Below are 15,514 nucleotides of genomic sequence, written 5' to 3' on the forward strand. Positions count from 1 at the left end.
GGTCCATGCTCTTCTTGACCTCGTCGAGGTCGGTGTAGACCTCGGCGTTCCAGTGCACCAGCAGCCGCATCTCCTCCGGAGGCGCTGCGCATCGATGGTCGTCATTGCGTACCTACCTCCTGACCGCCGTCGCCGAAGAGCGAGCGTGCCGCTTCCCGGGCACCGTCACCGCGTACATGCAACAAATACATGCATTGATGCATGGCATCAATGTCATCCGGCAGTTTTTTGTACGCTGTCCACAAAATCAGCGGGCCGGGCGCCGGCACCTCCTCCGCGCGGAGGTCCTTGCCTACATGTATCAATGCATGTATGACTGGCCGGATGGCACTCACTGCGGAAGACGATCCGGCGGTCCGACGCATCGAGGCGTTCATCGGACAGGTGACCGCCATGAGCCGACTGCCCGCCTCACGGCGGCGACTTCGGCGGCTCGCCGAGATCGACACCCACGAATCCGGACTGTCGATCCTCCTGCTCCTGCGGCGGACCGGCCCGCTGTCGGTCACCGACCTGGCCCGCAACCTCGGCGTCAACCAGTCCACCGCGAGCCGGCAGATCGCACCGCTGGAAGAGGACGGCTTCATCACCCGCACCGTGCACCCCGCCCACCGTCGCATCACCCTGTTGGACCTGAGCGAAGAGGGCCTGGCCGCCTGCGAACGCGCCCAGGCCGTGGGCCGCAGGGACATCGCCTGGGCCGTCAAGGACTGGGCCCCCGAAGACCGCGCCGCCCTGGGCGAACTGATGGAACGCTTCTGGGAAGCCTGGTCCCAGGTCGCGGAGAGCCAAGGGCTCGTGCCCGACGTCACCGACCCCGCACCCACGCCCGCCACACCGACACAGTCGCCGGAACCGGCACCGGCACCGCGACCGCGGGCAGGCCGCTCCGGACCTTGAAGTCATGCATCAATGCATGTATGACTGGTCGAGGTAGGGCGCCGGAGCGCGACTCGCTCGCGCCCGACATCAACCTCGCAGGCCCCGGAGGGCTCGTTGGAAGACCACGACAGCATCCGTGCCCGGGTACGCGACCTCGTCGCCCGGCACGACCCGACCGCGACCGCGCCCCGGGAGTTCCTCGGGCACCGCTTCGACGCCGGACTCGCCTGGGTGCACGCCCCCGTCGGGCAAGGCGGGCTCGGCGCCCCTCGCGACCTACAAGCCGTCGTGGACGACGAACTCGCCGCCGCCGGTGTGCCCCGGCTCAACGCTGCGCGGAACCCGATCGGGCTCGGCATGGGCGGCCCGACCGTCCTCGCGCACGGCACCGACGGACAGCGCGCCCGTCTGCTGCGCCCGCTGTGGACCGGCGAGGAGGTCTGGTGCCAGCTGTTCAGCGAACCGGGCGCCGGCTCCGACCTGGCCGGACTCGCCACGCGGGCGGTCCGCGACGGGGATTCGTGGGTGGTCGACGGCCAGAAGGTATGGACGTCCCTGGCCCACCACGCCCGGTGGGCCATGCTGCTGGCCCGTACCGACCCGAACGTGCCCAAGCACCAGGGCATGACGTACTTCGTCGTGGACATGCACGCCCCCGGCGTGGAGGTCCGGCCGCTGCGCCAGGCCACCGGGCAGGCCGAGTTCAACGAGGTGTTCCTCGCCGACGTACGCATACCCGACACCATGCGGCTCGGCGACGTCGGGCAGGGCTGGACGGTCGCGACCACCACGCTGATGAACGAACGCGTCGCCATCGGCGCCGCCGCCGCACCGCGCGAGGGCGGGCCCCTCGGCGACCTCATGAGCCTGTGGCGCGACCGGCCCGACCTGCGCACCCCCGGGCTGCACCACCGCCTGCTGCGCCTGTGGGTACGGGCCGAGGCCGCCCGCATCGGCAACGAGCGCACCCGCCAGGCCACCGCCGCCGGCAAGCCCGGACCGGAAGGCTCCGCCGCGAAGCTCGCGTACGCCGCCATCGCCCAGGACACCGCGCGCCTGCACCTCGAACTCACCGGCGCCGACGCGCTGGGCTACGACGACTGGACGTTCCGCCGCAGTGAGATGACCGGCAGCGGACAGGTCCGCTGCCCCGGCTTCCACTACCTGCGCACCCGCGCCAACTCCATCGAGGGCGGCACCAACGAAGTCCTGCGCGGGGTCATCGCCGACCGGGTGCTCGACCTGCCTCGCGAACCGCGCACCGACACCCGGACCCCGTGGAAGGACATCCCCCGGTGAACGCCGCCCACTCCTCCGTCTCCGCCCCCTCCACCCGCTCCGCGCACCGCGCCAACCCGCCGATTCCGTCGCTCATCCCCGGCGACGTGGAAGACGACCTGCGTGCGTCCCTGCGCGCGCTCCTGGGCGAACGCAGTTCCTGGCAAAGGGTCCTGGCCCGTCTGGACACCCCGGACCAGCCGTACGACGAGGACCTGTGGAAGCGCCTGGCCCAGGACATGGGCCTCGCCGGCCTGCTGATCCCCGAGCGCTTCGGTGGTGCCGGGGCGACCGCCCGCGAAGCGGCGCTGGTGCTGGAGGAACTCGGCCGGTTCCTCACGCCGGTTCCGTACCTGGCCAGCGCGGTGGTCGCGACCGGCGCCCTGCTGAGCTGCAGCCCCTGGGCCGAACGGGACGTGGCCGACGAACTGGGCGCGCTCGCCGCCGGATCGCTCACCGCGACGGTTGCGGTGTCCGCTCATCGGGCACCCCGCGCGGCGTTCCCCGACGAAGTCGTCGGCGTCCTCGCCGGTGATGCCGCGACGCTGACCGGAACGGTGCCGCGCGTCCTGGCCGCCGACCGTGCGGACCTGCTGATCGTGCCGGTGCTCGTCGACGGAGCGCCGCACCTGGCCCTCGTCCACGGCGGCGCCCCGGGAGTCACCGCCGCACTCGACATCGGCCTGGACGCCACCCGACCCCTCGGCACCGTCGAACTGCGCGGCGCGCAGGGCCGCGTACTGGCCGGCCCGACCGCGGCAGCCGCCATACTGCGGCACGCGCTGGAGATCGGCGCGGCACTGCTGGCGTCGGAGCAACTCGGCACCGCCGAGCAGGCGTTCGAGACCGCGGTCGACTACCTCCGCACCCGGCACCAATTCGGCAGGCCCATCGGCTCGTTCCAGGCGCTGCGGCACCGCGCCGCCGACCTGTGGGCCGACCTGGCCGCGGCCCGCGGCACCGCGCGCTACGCGGCGGCCTGCGCCGCGGCCGACTCCGAGGACTTCCCGCTCGCCTCCGCACTGGCCGCCGCCCACGTGGGTGAGATCGCCGTGCGGACGGCGGAGGAAAGCCTGCACCTGCACGGCGGCATCGGCTTCACCTGGGAACACCCGGCCCACCTGTACGTGAAGCGAGCGATGAGCAGCGCGGTGATCTTCGGGACCCCGGACCGGCACTACGCGGCGCTGGCCGAACTCGCGGACATACCCGGCCCCTGAGGCGGCGGCCGCCCGAACCCGCCGGTGCCGCACCGGCCTTGCCACGCACTTACGCACTTACGCACCCACAGGCATACGGGCTCACGGGCTCGCCTCTCCTCGCCGCTCGCATGCGTGCCACCGCCACCTATTTCGTGTAGTCAGTACGCCAACTCCCTCCTCCCACCCTCTTCCTCAGGTGGCGAGACCCAGTTGGCCAGAGTGCACCATCACATCCGCATGCCCGCACGCCGATCGGCCGCCATCCGCCGGTACCGGCTCCTGGTCGCCGTGGCCGCCGCGCTCGTGCTCGCCGCCGGCTGCCCGGCGGCCGGTCGCGGGCCCTCCCCCGGTGCCTCGCAGTCGGGCGCCGCAGCGGAGTTGACGTTCGCGGTGCCCCAGGACTCAGCGAGCCTCGACCCGCGGCGACGTACACCCTCGGTGTCGCGGACGGCAGCCGACTGGCCGCCGTGTACGACCTGTTGGTCTGGTCGGACCCGGCCACCGGCACGCTACGCGCGCAGATCGCGGACAGCCTGGAACTCGGTGACGACCGACGCACCTGGACGCTCCGGCTGCGCCCCGGCGTGCGGTTCACGGACGGAACCGCCTTCGATGCGGAGGCGGTTCGCTTCAACTGGGAGCGGCACCGCGACCCGACCAACCGCTCCCCGAAACTCGCCGCCACCTCCGAGATCACCGCCCTCGAGGTCCTCGACCCGCGGACGCCGGTCGCCCGACCGGCCCGGCCCAACGCCAACTTCGACCGCATCGTGGCCGGACAGCTCGGGTTCATCGGGTCCCCGACGGCCATCCGCGCCGACCCCGCGGGTATCGACCGCGCGCCGGTGGGCGCCGGGTCGTCGCTTTCGCGCTCGACGCCGCCGACATCGACGCGCGCTTCCCCCACGCCCAGGGCACCCCCGCCCGGGGCGTCTTCGCGGCCTCGCCGCCGGTGGCGAGCGTCCAGCTGACCATGCCGCAGAACGACCTGGACCGGGCGCGGGGCCTCTTCGCGCAGGTCACCTGGAACGGAACGCGGCAACTGGCCTTCGTCCTCCTGGCCCTCGGATCCAAGAGGTGCTGATCGCCAACGACGGCATCCTGCTGTGGGACCGCTTGAACGCGGCGTGACGGTCAGTAGATGATCGACACGATCTGGCAGGCGGCTTCGGCCAGGTCGCGGCGGCCGTCCACCCGGGCGCGGGCCAGTGCGGTGTCCGGCTGGATCCCGCGGGTGCACAACTGCCAAGCAGTCTCCGCGTCCAGGCGCACCATCGCGGCGGGGTCCGTGGTCGCGGTCCCCGTCGCGGTCTCGTTCGCCATCAGGGCCACGGCCAGGGACCAGCGCTCCTCGGTGGAGGTGGCGGTCCAGGCGCCGCCCGCCGGGCCGTCGACCTGCACCTGGATCCGGGTGCCGACCGGTGCGTCGGTACCGCGCAGCGTGTGGGGCAGCGCCCGCATGAAGGTGTCCAGAACCACGGTCAGGGACCGCGGGTCAGGGTCCGTGTCCCGCCCGACGGCACGGCGGATCTGCTGGCGGTGTGTCCAGAACTCGGTGAAGTCGCGGGCGCCGTCCAGCCACATCGGGGCCGGATCGACCCCGGCCCAGGACACCCCCAGCGACGGGGCGTCGGGGTCGGCGGCCTCGAAGAAGCGGGCGACCTGCCCGCCGACCAAATCGAGGGTGTCAACCAGCGCGGGCGGGCTCACCCAGCGGCAGGCGTCCACCCATTCCTGGTTGATGCGGTGGATGAACGGCTCCAGTTCCTCGCCCGCCGCGAAGGCGGGCCCTTCCTTGTGGCCGTCGCGGTCGCGGGCGAGGCGTCCGTAGAAGTCGCCCAGGATGTGGCTGGCGAGATCGCGCACCGTCCAGCCGGGCACCGCTTCCCTGCCCCAGTCCGCGGCCTCCAGACCGCGCAGGGTGGCCATCAGCGCCGCGTGCTCGGGAGCGAAGAGCGGGCGGGCGTCGATCGGGGCACCGAGCCAGGAAAGGTCCGACCCGTCATTGAGCGGGGAGTCCATAATCCAGACCCTGCCAATCAGACGACCGTTCCACCAGTGAATATCGCTCCAAGTCCACCCCGGCTCGGCGGTCCGGACATCTCACTTCGGCCCGGGCGCATCCGAATTTTTTTCGGCGCATGTCAAGAACGCCCGGCCGGATCCGACTGATCGGTGAACAGCCCCGAACGAACGAAGGAAGACCATGCCTGTCAGCGGCCAGTCGGCGAACAAGCAGACCGTCGAGCGCTACATCGACGGGTTCAACAAGTCCGACCACGCGCAGATCCTGTCGTGCCTGACCGACGACATCGAGTGGACGGTGTTCGGTCACTTCCGGGTCACCGGCAAGGAGGCGTACGACGCCAACATCGAGGGGCCGGACCCGGTCGGCGTCCCTCCGAAGGTGCGGATCACGCGGATGGTCGAGGAGGACGACGTCGTCATGGCGGAGATGACCCTTGAAGCGCTCCAGGCCGACGGCTCCGTGATGCGCGCCGCGATGGGTGAGGTGTTCGTGATGCGCGACGGCCTGATCCGCGAGCGCCGGGCGTACGTCGTGCCCTTGGCCGAGAACGACTACAAGTGACGGGTTCGACGTCAAGGGCCTGGCCAGGTACGGCCACCAGGACGACGCGCAACCACCGGCGCCGCCGGTTCGCGCGAATTGGCCTCGGCCGACGGCCCCTGAGGCAGTGACTCGAAGTGCCCTCTAGGGTCACGATCATGTTCAAGTCAGGCGTTGGCTTCTTCGCGCTCTTCGGGCTGGGCTGGTGGCTGCTCGCCACCGGCGGGCTCGGCGGCGTGCCGGGCGTGACCGCGGTGATCGTCGGAGGCGCCGTCACGGCCGGCGTCCTGCTCGCCGCCCGACGCCTCCCTGCCGCCGCACCGGACGGGTCGCTCAGCCCCGCACGGCGGCGACGCTTCCACCAGGTCAACGCCGTGCAGTGGCTGCTGATCGTGGTCATCGCCGTCGTGTGCGCCCGCGCGGGGGCGCCGTCGCTCATCGGCCCGCTGGTGGCGGCCGTCGTCGGACTCCATTTCCTGCCGCTGGCGGCGGTGTTCGAGCAGCACCGGCTCCGGGTGCCCGCCGCCGCGCTGGTCGCCGTGGGCGCGACCGGCACGGCGGTCTGGCTCGCCGACGGCCCCGACACGTCGGTCCGGCTCGTGGCCGGGCTCGGTTCCGCGGTGACCTTGTGGGCGACAGCCGTCTGGACGCTGCACGGGATCCGGAACGGCGCGCGCAGCGCACGCTGACCGCCCCTGCGCGGCCTTTCGTGGTTGCAGACCCGTCGTACGCGCGGCGCCGAGCGGGCGGCACCGGCCAGGCCCCGCCCGGTTCAGCTCGGTGGGACCAGTTCCCGCGCCAAGGCCACGATCGGCTTGACGCCGGTGTCGTGGTTGGTGAGGACGACGACCAGCCAGTCGTTGTCCGGGAACGCGTCCAGATTGGTCGCCCGCCCGGGTCCGCTGCCGGAGTGTCCGACCACTCGGCGCTTCGCCGTGACGGACTCGGAGTGGCCGTACCCGTAGAACTGCGTCTCGCCGGGCAGGACGGGCGGCCGGTCCCCGGGGCCGAGGGCGTGCCTGCCGCTCGTGACGACGCGCGTGAACGGGCCGCTGAGCAGCCTGTTCCCGTGCAGCGCGGTCGCGAACCGGAGCAGGTCCGGCGCCGAGGAGAACGCGCCGTGGTACGGGCTTCCCACGTACGGCAGCCACGGCGTCGTCGTGATGTCCACCCGCTCGCCGGACGGCTGCGTCACGTAGCCGTGGGCAATGCGGCGGTCGGCGAGGACCGCGGGCCGGGTGAAGAAGTCGGTGTCGGTGAGTCCGGCCGGGGCGAACACGTTCCGGCGTACGTAGTCGTAGTAGGACTGCCCCGACACGGCGGCCACGATGGCGCCGAGGACGAAGTAGCCGTCGTTGCTGTAGCCGTACTGGGTGCCCGGGGGGAACCGCAGCGGCAGGGTGCGCAGGAAGGCCCGCATACCCTGCCAGATGTCGTCCTCGCTGTCCCAGTCGTCCTCGCCGGGCGGACGCTGGTCGGTCTTGCTGGGCCTGCCCACGCCCGAGGTGTGGGTGAGCAATTGGTGCACGGTGGCCTTGGCGACGTCGGCGGGGAACCCGTCCAGGTAGGTGCCGAGCGGCTCGTGAAAGCCGAGTTTGCCGTCCTGGGCGAGCCTGGCCACGGCCACGCCGGTGAAGGACTTCGTCATGGACGCGAGGTCGAAGCTGGTGTCGGTGCCGTTGGGGATGCCGCGGCTTTCGTCGGCCAGGCCGTGGGACCTCGTCAGGACCGGCCTGCCTCGGTGGGCCACCAGCACAGTGCCGGAGAACTGGCCGGCAGCGGCGCGTTCGGCGACGTACCGGTCGAGGCGTCCGCCGGGGAGGAGGTCACGTGGGACGGAGTCGCGCGGCGGTGTGGACCGCGCGTTCGGGTCGGCGGCGGCGCCGGGCGCTGCGGTGACCAGACCGGCGGTGGCCAAGCCTGCGGCGACGGGTGCGGTGCCGAGGAATCCGAGGACCGAGCGTCGTGACGGAGCGGTGGACACAGTTGTGCTTCCTCTCAGCGGGTCGGTGCGAGCCGGTGAATTCGGCTCGGATGCGCGGCAGTTGCCGTCGTCGCGTCGCTCACAGCAGCGACACCGCCTTGTCCAGCCCCGGGTCGCGCCCGGCGGACAGGTCGGCCGCGGTCATGGGCACGAAGTGGTCGGGGGCCACGCCGATCGTGTTCACGATCTCCTTGTTCGGCGCGAGCCCGTGGTACTTCGGGAGCATGACCAAGGTCCCGTTGTCCAGCGCGTACATCTCCCCCGGGCCGGAGACCGTGCCGGAGGTCCGGGTGCCGATCAGCGTGCCGAGGCGGAGGTCCTTCACCGCCGCGGAGAACGCGTCGCACGCCGACGCGCAGCGCCCGTCGGTCAGCGCGGCGAACGGCAGGCCGAGCAACGCGACCGAGTCGTCGGTGCGCTTGGGCGTGCAGCGGTCCTTGACGTCGCACAGGTAGCCGGTGGTCTTGCCGTGCGCGAGCGCGCCGAGCAGTTTGGCGACCTCGTCCGGGCTGCTGCCGCCGTTGCCCGCAAATCCAGGACGACGCCGCGCAGTTCGGTTGTCGTACGCATGTCCGCGATGGCCGCGAGCACCTTGTCCGCCAGGCCCGGGGCGAAGCCGGGGAGCGCGACGTAGGCGATGTCGCCGTCCACCAGCCGGGACTGGATGCCCTTCGGGGTCAGCGGGTAACGGGCGGCGGTCAGCGTGACGGTGGACGTCTCGCCGGTGACCGGCCGGCGCACGGTGACCTCGGCCGTCGAGCCGAGGTCGTCGTCCGTCAGCCATGTCAGCGCGCCCGCGTTGACGACTCCGTTGACGAACAGCGGCACGCCGTTGACCGCCGACACCTCGTCACCGGGCTTGAGGCCAGCGGTCGCGGCCGGGCTTCCCGCCTCGACGCGGTCGACGTACGCCGGTTCCCCGGCCACCGGGTTGACGTCGCCCTGGGCGGTGGCCACCGACAGACCGAGGCCGTACGGGTTCGGGCCGAACGAGTCGACCCACCGCGCGTGGTTGTCGTCCAGTTCCGCCACCATGGCCCCGATGGCCGCCCTGCCGACGGCCTCGCGGGCCGCGTCGTTCGGCAGTGCGTCGGCGATCCGCTGGTAGACGGCGCCGAACGCGGTCCAGTCGGGGTTCTTGCGGCCGGTGAGGGCGGGCAGCGCGGCGTCCGACCGGTCGACCCCCAGGCGCTGCATTTCCCGGGTGATCGCGGCGAACGCCGGTACGAGCAGGGTGCGGCTGTCGAGCACCGGCCCGCTGAAGTAGTTGTCGAAAATGCAGTAGTACGCCTGCCCGACGGTGGTGAGCGTGGTCGGCGCCGGGGTCGGCTGCCCGGGTTGGGCCGGGGTGCAGGCCGGGGGCCGCTTCGGGGCGGCCGCCGAGGTGCCGCCTCCCACGCCGACGAATGTGGCCGCCGCGGCGAGCACGGCGGCGGTGCCGGTGACGAGTGGACGCATTCCGGGTTTCACGCATGTCCCCTTGGTTTCGCGGGTGTTGGGCCGAGTGGATTTCTACTCGGGGAGGGGTTGCGGCACGGTTGCGCTCGCGCCGCGGCGGCAGCGGGCGGCGGTGGTGGGGCGGCATCAGCGCGGTAACGGGACGGCGCCGCACCGACGCAACGGTGGCGAAACCGTCGGCGGCCGATACTGGCGCGATGCGAGTGCTCGTGATTGAGGACGACGAGGAAATGGCGCAGACGGTGGCGGCCGGGCTGCGGCGTGCGCATATGTCGGTCGATGTGGCGCTCGACGGGACCGGTGGGCTCGACCGGGCGCTGTGCACGGACTACGACGTGATCGTCCTGGACCGGGACCTGCCCGGCGTGCACGGCGATGACGTGTGCGCCGAGTTGATCGCGGCCGGCCGCCGCGGCCGGATTCTCATGCTGACCGCGGCGGCCACCAGCGAGGACCTGGTCGACGGGCTCGGGCTCGGTGCGGACGATTATCTGCCCAAGCCGTTCGACTTTCGCGTCCTCGTGGCACGCGTCGGAGCGCTGGCCCGCCGGGCTCACCCCGCCGCGCCGCCGGTGTTGCGTCGGGGCGATCTCGTGGTGGACACGGCACGGCGCCGAGCCACCCGCGGCGGCCGGCCGCTGGAGCTGGCACCGAAGGAGTTCGGCGTACTGGAGCTGCTGCTCGCCGCGGAGGGACGGGCGGTGTCGGCGGAAGAACTGCTGGAACGGGTATGGGACGAGGCCACCGACCCGTTCACCAACGCGGTCAAGGTCACGGTGAGTCGGCTGCGGTCCAAACTGGGCGGGCCGCCGGTCATCGAGACGGTCGCCAAGAGCGGTTACCGGATCTGATGGGCGCGCTCATACGGCTCGCCGTCCGGTTCCCGCCGCGTCGGAGCGTGCGGCTGCGGTTGACCCTGCTGTACGGCGGGCTGTTCGTACTCTGCGGCGCCGGAGTACTGACGGTGACGTACTTCCTGGTACGCCACGCCGTCGCGCCCACCGGCAACGTGAAGCTGTTCCGCTACCCCCGAACGGGCGGCGACCCCGGGGATCCGCTGCCCTCTCTCGGCGCCGAGGCCGAGCAGGTGGCCGCCACGGCGGCGGACGCGCTGGCCGCGCAACGGCGGGACGTGCTCCGGCAGTTGCTGATCCAGTCCGGGATCGCGCTCGCGGTCATGGCCGTGCTCGCGCTGGTACTCGGCTGGTGGGTCGCGGGACGGGTCCTGAGCCGGTTGCGCCGGATCACCGCGACGGCCCGGGAGATCACCGCGACCAACCTGCACCGACGCATCGGGCTGGCCGACCCGGACGACGAGCTCAAGGAACTCGGCGACACGTTCGACGAGTTGCTGGACCGGCTGGAGGCGTCGTTCGAGGCGCAGCGCTGGTTCGTCGCGAACGCGTCGCACGAACTGCGGACGCCGCTGGCCCGGCAGCGCGTGATCGGGCAGGTGGTGCTCGACGACCCGGACGCCACGGTGGAGGCCCTGCGCGGGGCACACGAACGCATTCTCGCGGCCGGCGCGCAGCAGGAACGGTTGATCGCGTCGATGCTCACCCTGGCCCGCAGCCAGGTCGGCATCGACGTACGCCGCCCGTTCGACCTCGGCGAGGTGGCCGCCGAGGTGGTCGGCGTCCGCCGCCCGCCGGGCGTCACGGTGAAGACCTCGATCACGCGGTGCCCCGTGTCCGGGCACCGCGGTCTCGCCGAGCGGTTGGCCGTGAACCTGGTCGACAACGCGATCCGGCACAACGTCCCGGGCGGATGGGTCGAAGTGTTGTGCGGCCCGGGCGGACTGACGGTGCGCAACACGGGCCCGGTCGTACCCGCGGGCGAAGTCGAGCGGCTGTTCCAGCCGTTCCAGCGCGGCGGATCCGCCAGGACGGGGCAGGGCCTGGGATTGGGGCTGTCGATCGTACGGGCGATCGCGACGGCCCACGGCGCGGGGGTGGCGGCCGAGCCGCGCCCGGAAGGCGGCCTGACCGTGACCGTCACGTTCCCCGAATTCGACTTCGTCGCCGACTGATACGGGCCACTGGTCCGACCCGGGCCGGGCACCCGACGAGCCTGACCACGTGCACGGCAGGGCACTGGACGGGGTGCCGGTCCGCGTACGGGCGTCAGGTGGGGTGCCTTCAGGCCGCGTGGAGTCGGCGGTCGTGGCCGGTCACCACGCGGACTTCCGCGATCAGACGGGTGATCAGCGGCTGCGGAGCGCGGTCGGTCCACACGACGGCGAGGTCGAAGGGCGGGGCATCGGACACGGGGACCCACCGGAGATCGCCGGTGGGCCGCAACCCGCCGAGGGGCATCGGAGCGAGCCAGATGCCGCGGCCGCGGGCGACTCCCAGCAGGCAGTCCCCGACGCCGGGCACGACGGGACCGCGGGGCGCGGGTGTCCCTCCCGGTCGGGGTTCGGCGAGCCAGAACCCCTCGGCGGTGGTGCAGGTGAGGACGTCGGGACGCAGGACCGGCTCGTCGGCGAGTTCCGCGAGGGTCAGCTCCGTACGGCCGGCCAGCGGATGGTGGGCGGGCAGGACCGCGGCGCGGGGGTCGGTGCGTATCACGGCGTGGTGGAGGCCGACGTCGCCGAGCGGCAGCCACATGAAGGCGGCGTCGGCGCGTCCTTCGTGCAGGAGTTCGAGCTCCTGCTTGGGGCTGAGGACACTGGTCAGGTCCACCTGGAGACCGGGCACCGAAGCTTCGAGGGCGTTGGCGACCTCGACCGCGAACAGGCTGGAGGCGTACGGGCAGCAGGCGAGGCGCACACTGCCGCTCTGGGCGCCGGCGACGCCGCGGACCCGTTCGACCAGATGCGTCAGGTCGCCCATGACGGCGGCGCCGCCCGCGGCGAGTTCCTCCCCGGCGGCGGTGAGCAGGACCCCGCGCGACGTCCGTACCAGCAGTGTCACGCCGAGGCTTCGCTCCAGGTGCCGCATGTGGGTCGACACCGCCTGCTGGGTCAGGTGGAGACGACCGGCGGCGCCGGTGATGGTGCGTTCCCGGGCCACCGCGAGGAACGACCGCAGGTGCCGGAGATCTATGTCGGCCACGGGGTCCATGTCTGCCATGTCATGCCTCCTGGTCCGGGTAAAGCGGATCGTTGTGGCTGGTACAACGCATTGTTGTTTCCCTCCGGCCTGTGGCGCCGCGAGGATCATGGCGTCGGGTGACGGCCTCACCGCGACGCGGTCGACGCCGCCGGCCCGGATCCGGTGCCGACGGACGAGTCCGCGCGCGATTGCCGGCACGCGCTCGCGTGGTTCGGTGGAACTGCGCCGCACAGATGATCCCTTGGCCGCGATGACAGTGGACGGGTCGCAGTCTAGCCTCTTGTTAGGGGTCGTTCCCTATCATCCGCCGCCCAGAGTCCCCGCACGTGCCTTCGGTCCATGAGCAAAGAACGAGGAACCGCATGAATACGACCGGGAAGACGCCGACCGGCGGTCGGCTCGGCCGCCGTGTCGCGAGCGTGGTAGCCGTCCTGGCCATGGTGGTGGCGGCTGCCGGGTGTTCAGACACGGACAACGACGACAGCAACGGCAACGGCAACACCGGCAACACCGGCAACAGCGCGGGCGCTCCCCCGGTGGGCCGCTTCGCGTCGCCGAACCCCGGTTCGGTGAACACGTACTGGATCTCCGCACCGCAGGGCCTGGTCGTGATCGACACGCTGCGCACGCTGACGGACGCGCGCCGCGCGGTCGAGGAGATCAGGCGCAGCGGACAGCCGGTGGCCGCCATCCTGCTCACGCACTCGCATCCGGACCACGTGGGTGGGGCAGGGGTCTTCCACGAGGCATTCCCGCAGGCTCCGGTGTACGCGTCGGTCACGACGGACAAGATCATGCGGGAGGATCCGCGGGGGTTCTACCCGCTGACCCGAACGGTCCCCGGCCACGACTTCCCCGACCAACTGACGTACGCGACCAGGACGTTCCAGGCCGGCGAGGCCGTCGACGTGGCCGGCTTGCGCCTGGAGACCGCGGAGTTCGCGGCCGGCGAGTCCGACAGCGCGACGGTGTTCCACGACCCGGCCGCGAAGTCCCTGTACGCGGGAGACCTGGTCGGCAACAAGGTCACCCCCGCGCTGTTGGAGGGCCACTCGTGCGGGTGGCTGGCCAATCTCGCCCTCCTGCGCGAACGCTTCCCGGACGTGCGGACCGCGTACCCCGGCCACGGTGAACCCGCCGAAGCCGTCGGGATGTTCGGCGAACAGCGCGGCTACATCCAGGACTTCCGGCGCCTGGTCGGGGCGGCGATCGCGCCGGCCTCGCCCGAGGGCACGGCGGTCGGCGACGGGGAACGCGCGTCGATACTCGCCGCAATGGAGCAGAAGTACCCCGGCTACCCGCCGGTGGCGTCGCTGCCCACGATCGCCGACGAGAACGTCAAGGCGGTCGCCGCCGAACTGGCCGCGGAGAACCCGGCCGTGCTGCCGGCCGCCTGCGCCACTCCGTGACCCACCGGCCAAGGAACCACCCGACCGGGGCCCCCAACCAACACACCGCCAGATCCCGCACCACCCGACCTCGGCACCACCCGAACCCGACCACGGCACCACCCGACCGCGCATCACCCGATCCCGCATCACCCGACACCCGGAACCGACCCGAGATCTGTGAGGAAAGACCATGCTGAGCCTGGAGAAGGTCACGTTCGACGCCGGCGACGCCGTGCTGACCGGCAACCTGTACCTGCCCGACACCGTCGACGCGGCCCTTCCGGCGGTGGTCGTCGCGGGGACGTGGACCAGCGTGAAGGAGCTGATGGCCAACCGCTACGCCGAGCGTCTCGCCGACCGCGGTTACGCCGCCCTGTCGTTCGACTTCACGGGGTTCGGCGAGTCGCAGGGCGAACCGCGCGAGGTCGAGCGGCCCGCGCAGAAGGTCGCCGACATCAGCCACGCTCTCGCGTTCCTCGCCGCACGCCCCGAGATCGACGCCGACCGCCTCGGCGCGCTGGGCATCTGCGCCGCGGCCATGTACATGTCCGCCGCCACGGCCGCGGACCCGCGCGTGAAGTCCCTTGTCCTGGTGGCTCCGTGGCTGCACGACGCGGCCATCTGCCGGGACGCGTACGGGGGTGCCGAGAAGGTGGCCGAGCTGATCAACGCGGCGGACACCGCGCGGGAGACGTACCGGACGACCGGCGCGGTGGAGTACGTGCCTGTGGTCAGCGCCACCGACCCGCGCGCGGCGATGCCGATGGAGATCGACTTCTACCTGAACCCGGACCGTGGCGGCGGCTCCGTCTGGCCTAACCGGTTTGCCGTGATGGCGTGGCGGGACTGGCTCACGTACGACGCCATCGCCCTCGCGCCGCGGGTGACCCGGCCGACCCTGATCGTGCACAGCGAGGACGCCGCGATCCCCGACGGCACACGCCGTTTCCACGCCGGGCTCGCCGGGCCGAAGGACATCCTGTGGACGTCCGGCACGCAGTTCGACTTCTACGACCGGGAACCGCAGGTGACCGTGGCCGCGGACACCGCCGCGGCGCACTTCGCCCGCACGCTGCGCGGCTGAGCACGCACGGCAGCGAACTCGGGCGCGGCCCGTCCGCCGGCCGACACCCCGGTCCGGACGCCGCTGCACCGGCGTCCGGACCAAGCCCCCGCGGCTCCAACGCACCCCACCGCACCATCCGAACGGAGAACAGCATGACCACCGCGGAAGACCGCCTCGCCGTCGTCGAGACCTGCACCGGCATGGCCTGGCACGCCGACCGGCGGGCTTGGGACCGGCTGCGCGAGGTGTTCGCGCCGAAAGTACGGCTCGACTACACGAGCCTCAACGGCGGCGAACCCGCCGAACTGGCCGCCGACGACGTCGTGGCCGGGTGGTCCCAGGTCCTCGGCGCGTACGACGCGACCCAGCACCTGATCACCAATCACCTGGTCGACGTCGACGGCGACACGGCCGTCTGCACCGCCGCCTTCCAGGCGACGCACCGGCTCGCGAACCCCTTCGGCGCGCCGTTGTGGACGCTGGGCGGCAACTACCGCTTCGACCTGGCGCGTTCCGAAGGCCGCTGGCAGATCACCGGCGTCGTGATGACCGTGACGTGGGCCGACGGCAACAAGGACCTCGTGGCCCTGGCTGCCGCAAAGGCGGGCGCGCAGTGAACGCCCGCACG

15 protein-coding genes and 1 pseudogene are annotated in these 15,514 nt (G+C 72.0%); 11 read left to right on the plus strand and 5 right to left on the minus strand.

Annotation, left to right across the window (positions count from 1 at the left end):
- Nucleotides 1-324: 324 nt before the first annotated feature.
- The 4 genes from AB0C36_RS31665 (at nt 325) to AB0C36_RS31680 (ending at nt 4,333) form a co-directional block, all read left to right on the plus strand.
- Entirely contained in the window at nt 325-900 is a 576-nt protein-coding gene (locus tag AB0C36_RS31665; protein ID WP_358360841.1) for a MarR family winged helix-turn-helix transcriptional regulator, read from the plus strand.
- 96 nt (nt 901-996) lie between these two features.
- The gene (locus AB0C36_RS31670; protein WP_358360843.1) at nt 997-2,181 is read left to right on the plus strand and encodes an acyl-CoA dehydrogenase family protein; all 1,185 of its coding nucleotides are present in this window, start codon (nt 997-999) and stop codon (nt 2,179-2,181) included.
- On the plus strand, nt 2,178-3,380 hold the full coding sequence (locus tag AB0C36_RS31675; RefSeq protein ID WP_358360846.1) for an acyl-CoA dehydrogenase family protein: 1,203 nt from the start codon (nt 2,178-2,180) through the stop codon (nt 3,378-3,380). Before AB0C36_RS31670 ends, AB0C36_RS31675 begins: the two co-directional genes overlap by 4 nt.
- 449 nt (nt 3,381-3,829) lie before the next feature.
- A complete protein-coding gene (locus AB0C36_RS31680) occupies nt 3,830-4,333 on the plus strand; it encodes an ABC transporter substrate-binding protein (RefSeq protein ID WP_358360848.1) in 504 nt (167 codons plus the stop codon).
- 163 nt (nt 4,334-4,496) lie between these two features.
- On the opposite strand, the gene AB0C36_RS31685 is transcribed toward AB0C36_RS31680, so the two are convergent.
- Nucleotides 4,497-5,384: a maleylpyruvate isomerase family mycothiol-dependent enzyme gene (locus AB0C36_RS31685; RefSeq protein ID WP_358360851.1), complete on the minus strand. Its 888-nt coding sequence runs from the start codon at nt 5,382-5,384 to the stop codon at nt 4,497-4,499.
- A 184-nt stretch (nt 5,385-5,568) separates the two neighbouring features.
- Here AB0C36_RS31685 and AB0C36_RS31690 point away from each other — a divergent pair, with 184 nt between their 5' ends.
- Both AB0C36_RS31690 and AB0C36_RS31695 read left to right on the plus strand, forming a co-directional pair.
- A complete protein-coding gene (locus AB0C36_RS31690) occupies nt 5,569-5,952 on the plus strand; it encodes a nuclear transport factor 2 family protein (RefSeq protein WP_358360853.1) in 384 nt (127 codons plus the stop codon).
- A gap of 137 nt (nt 5,953-6,089) precedes the next feature.
- Entirely contained in the window at nt 6,090-6,620 is a 531-nt protein-coding gene (locus tag AB0C36_RS31695) for a hypothetical protein (protein WP_358360856.1), read from the plus strand.
- A gap of 83 nt (nt 6,621-6,703) precedes the next feature.
- On the opposite strand, the gene AB0C36_RS31700 is transcribed toward AB0C36_RS31695, so the two are convergent.
- The 3 genes and pseudogenes from AB0C36_RS31700 to AB0C36_RS31710 all read right to left on the minus strand — a co-directional run.
- The gene (locus AB0C36_RS31700; protein WP_358360858.1) at nt 6,704-7,915 is read right to left on the minus strand and encodes a serine hydrolase domain-containing protein; all 1,212 of its coding nucleotides are present in this window, start codon (nt 7,913-7,915) and stop codon (nt 6,704-6,706) included.
- A 79-nt stretch (nt 7,916-7,994) separates the two neighbouring features.
- Nucleotides 7,995-8,699 (minus strand): S41 family peptidase, encoded by a 705-nt coding sequence (locus AB0C36_RS31705; RefSeq protein ID WP_358360912.1) that lies wholly within the window; start codon nt 8,697-8,699, stop codon nt 7,995-7,997.
- Between the two features lie 47 nt (nt 8,700-8,746).
- Nucleotides 8,747-9,373 (minus strand): annotated as a pseudogene (locus AB0C36_RS31710) (PDZ domain-containing protein); the annotation flags it as partial.
- 197 nt (nt 9,374-9,570) lie between these two features.
- Here AB0C36_RS31710 and AB0C36_RS31715 point away from each other — a divergent pair.
- Complete coding sequence (locus tag AB0C36_RS31715; protein ID WP_358360861.1) at nt 9,571-10,224, plus strand: response regulator transcription factor; 654 nt, start codon at nt 9,571-9,573, stop codon at nt 10,222-10,224.
- Nucleotides 10,224-11,402, plus strand: a complete 1,179-nt coding sequence (locus tag AB0C36_RS31720) for a sensor histidine kinase (RefSeq protein ID WP_358360864.1) — start codon at nt 10,224-10,226, stop codon at nt 11,400-11,402. The genes AB0C36_RS31715 and AB0C36_RS31720 overlap by 1 nt, the downstream gene beginning before the upstream one ends.
- Nucleotides 11,403-11,511: 109 nt before the next feature.
- Here the strand turns inward: AB0C36_RS31720 and AB0C36_RS31725 are convergent, their stop codons facing one another.
- Nucleotides 11,512-12,447 (minus strand): LysR family transcriptional regulator, encoded by a 936-nt coding sequence (locus tag AB0C36_RS31725; protein ID WP_358360867.1) that lies wholly within the window; start codon nt 12,445-12,447, stop codon nt 11,512-11,514.
- A 344-nt stretch (nt 12,448-12,791) separates the two neighbouring features.
- Here AB0C36_RS31725 and AB0C36_RS31730 point away from each other — a divergent pair, with 344 nt between their 5' ends.
- From AB0C36_RS31730 to AB0C36_RS31740, 3 genes are all read left to right on the plus strand, one after another.
- The gene (locus AB0C36_RS31730; protein WP_358360869.1) at nt 12,792-13,838 is read left to right on the plus strand and encodes an MBL fold metallo-hydrolase; all 1,047 of its coding nucleotides are present in this window, start codon (nt 12,792-12,794) and stop codon (nt 13,836-13,838) included.
- Between the two features lie 172 nt (nt 13,839-14,010).
- Nucleotides 14,011-14,904 (plus strand): alpha/beta hydrolase, encoded by an 894-nt coding sequence (locus tag AB0C36_RS31735; RefSeq protein ID WP_358360871.1) that lies wholly within the window; start codon nt 14,011-14,013, stop codon nt 14,902-14,904.
- Nucleotides 14,905-15,038: 134 nt separating this feature from the next.
- A complete protein-coding gene (locus AB0C36_RS31740; protein ID WP_358360873.1) occupies nt 15,039-15,503 on the plus strand; it encodes a nuclear transport factor 2 family protein in 465 nt (154 codons plus the stop codon).
- The last annotated feature ends 11 nt before the right edge of the window (nt 15,504-15,514 follow it).

It is taken from the genome of Streptodolium elevatio (assembly GCF_040649515.1).
GTDB lineage: Bacteria > Actinomycetota > Actinomycetes > Streptomycetales > Streptomycetaceae > Yinghuangia > Yinghuangia elevatio.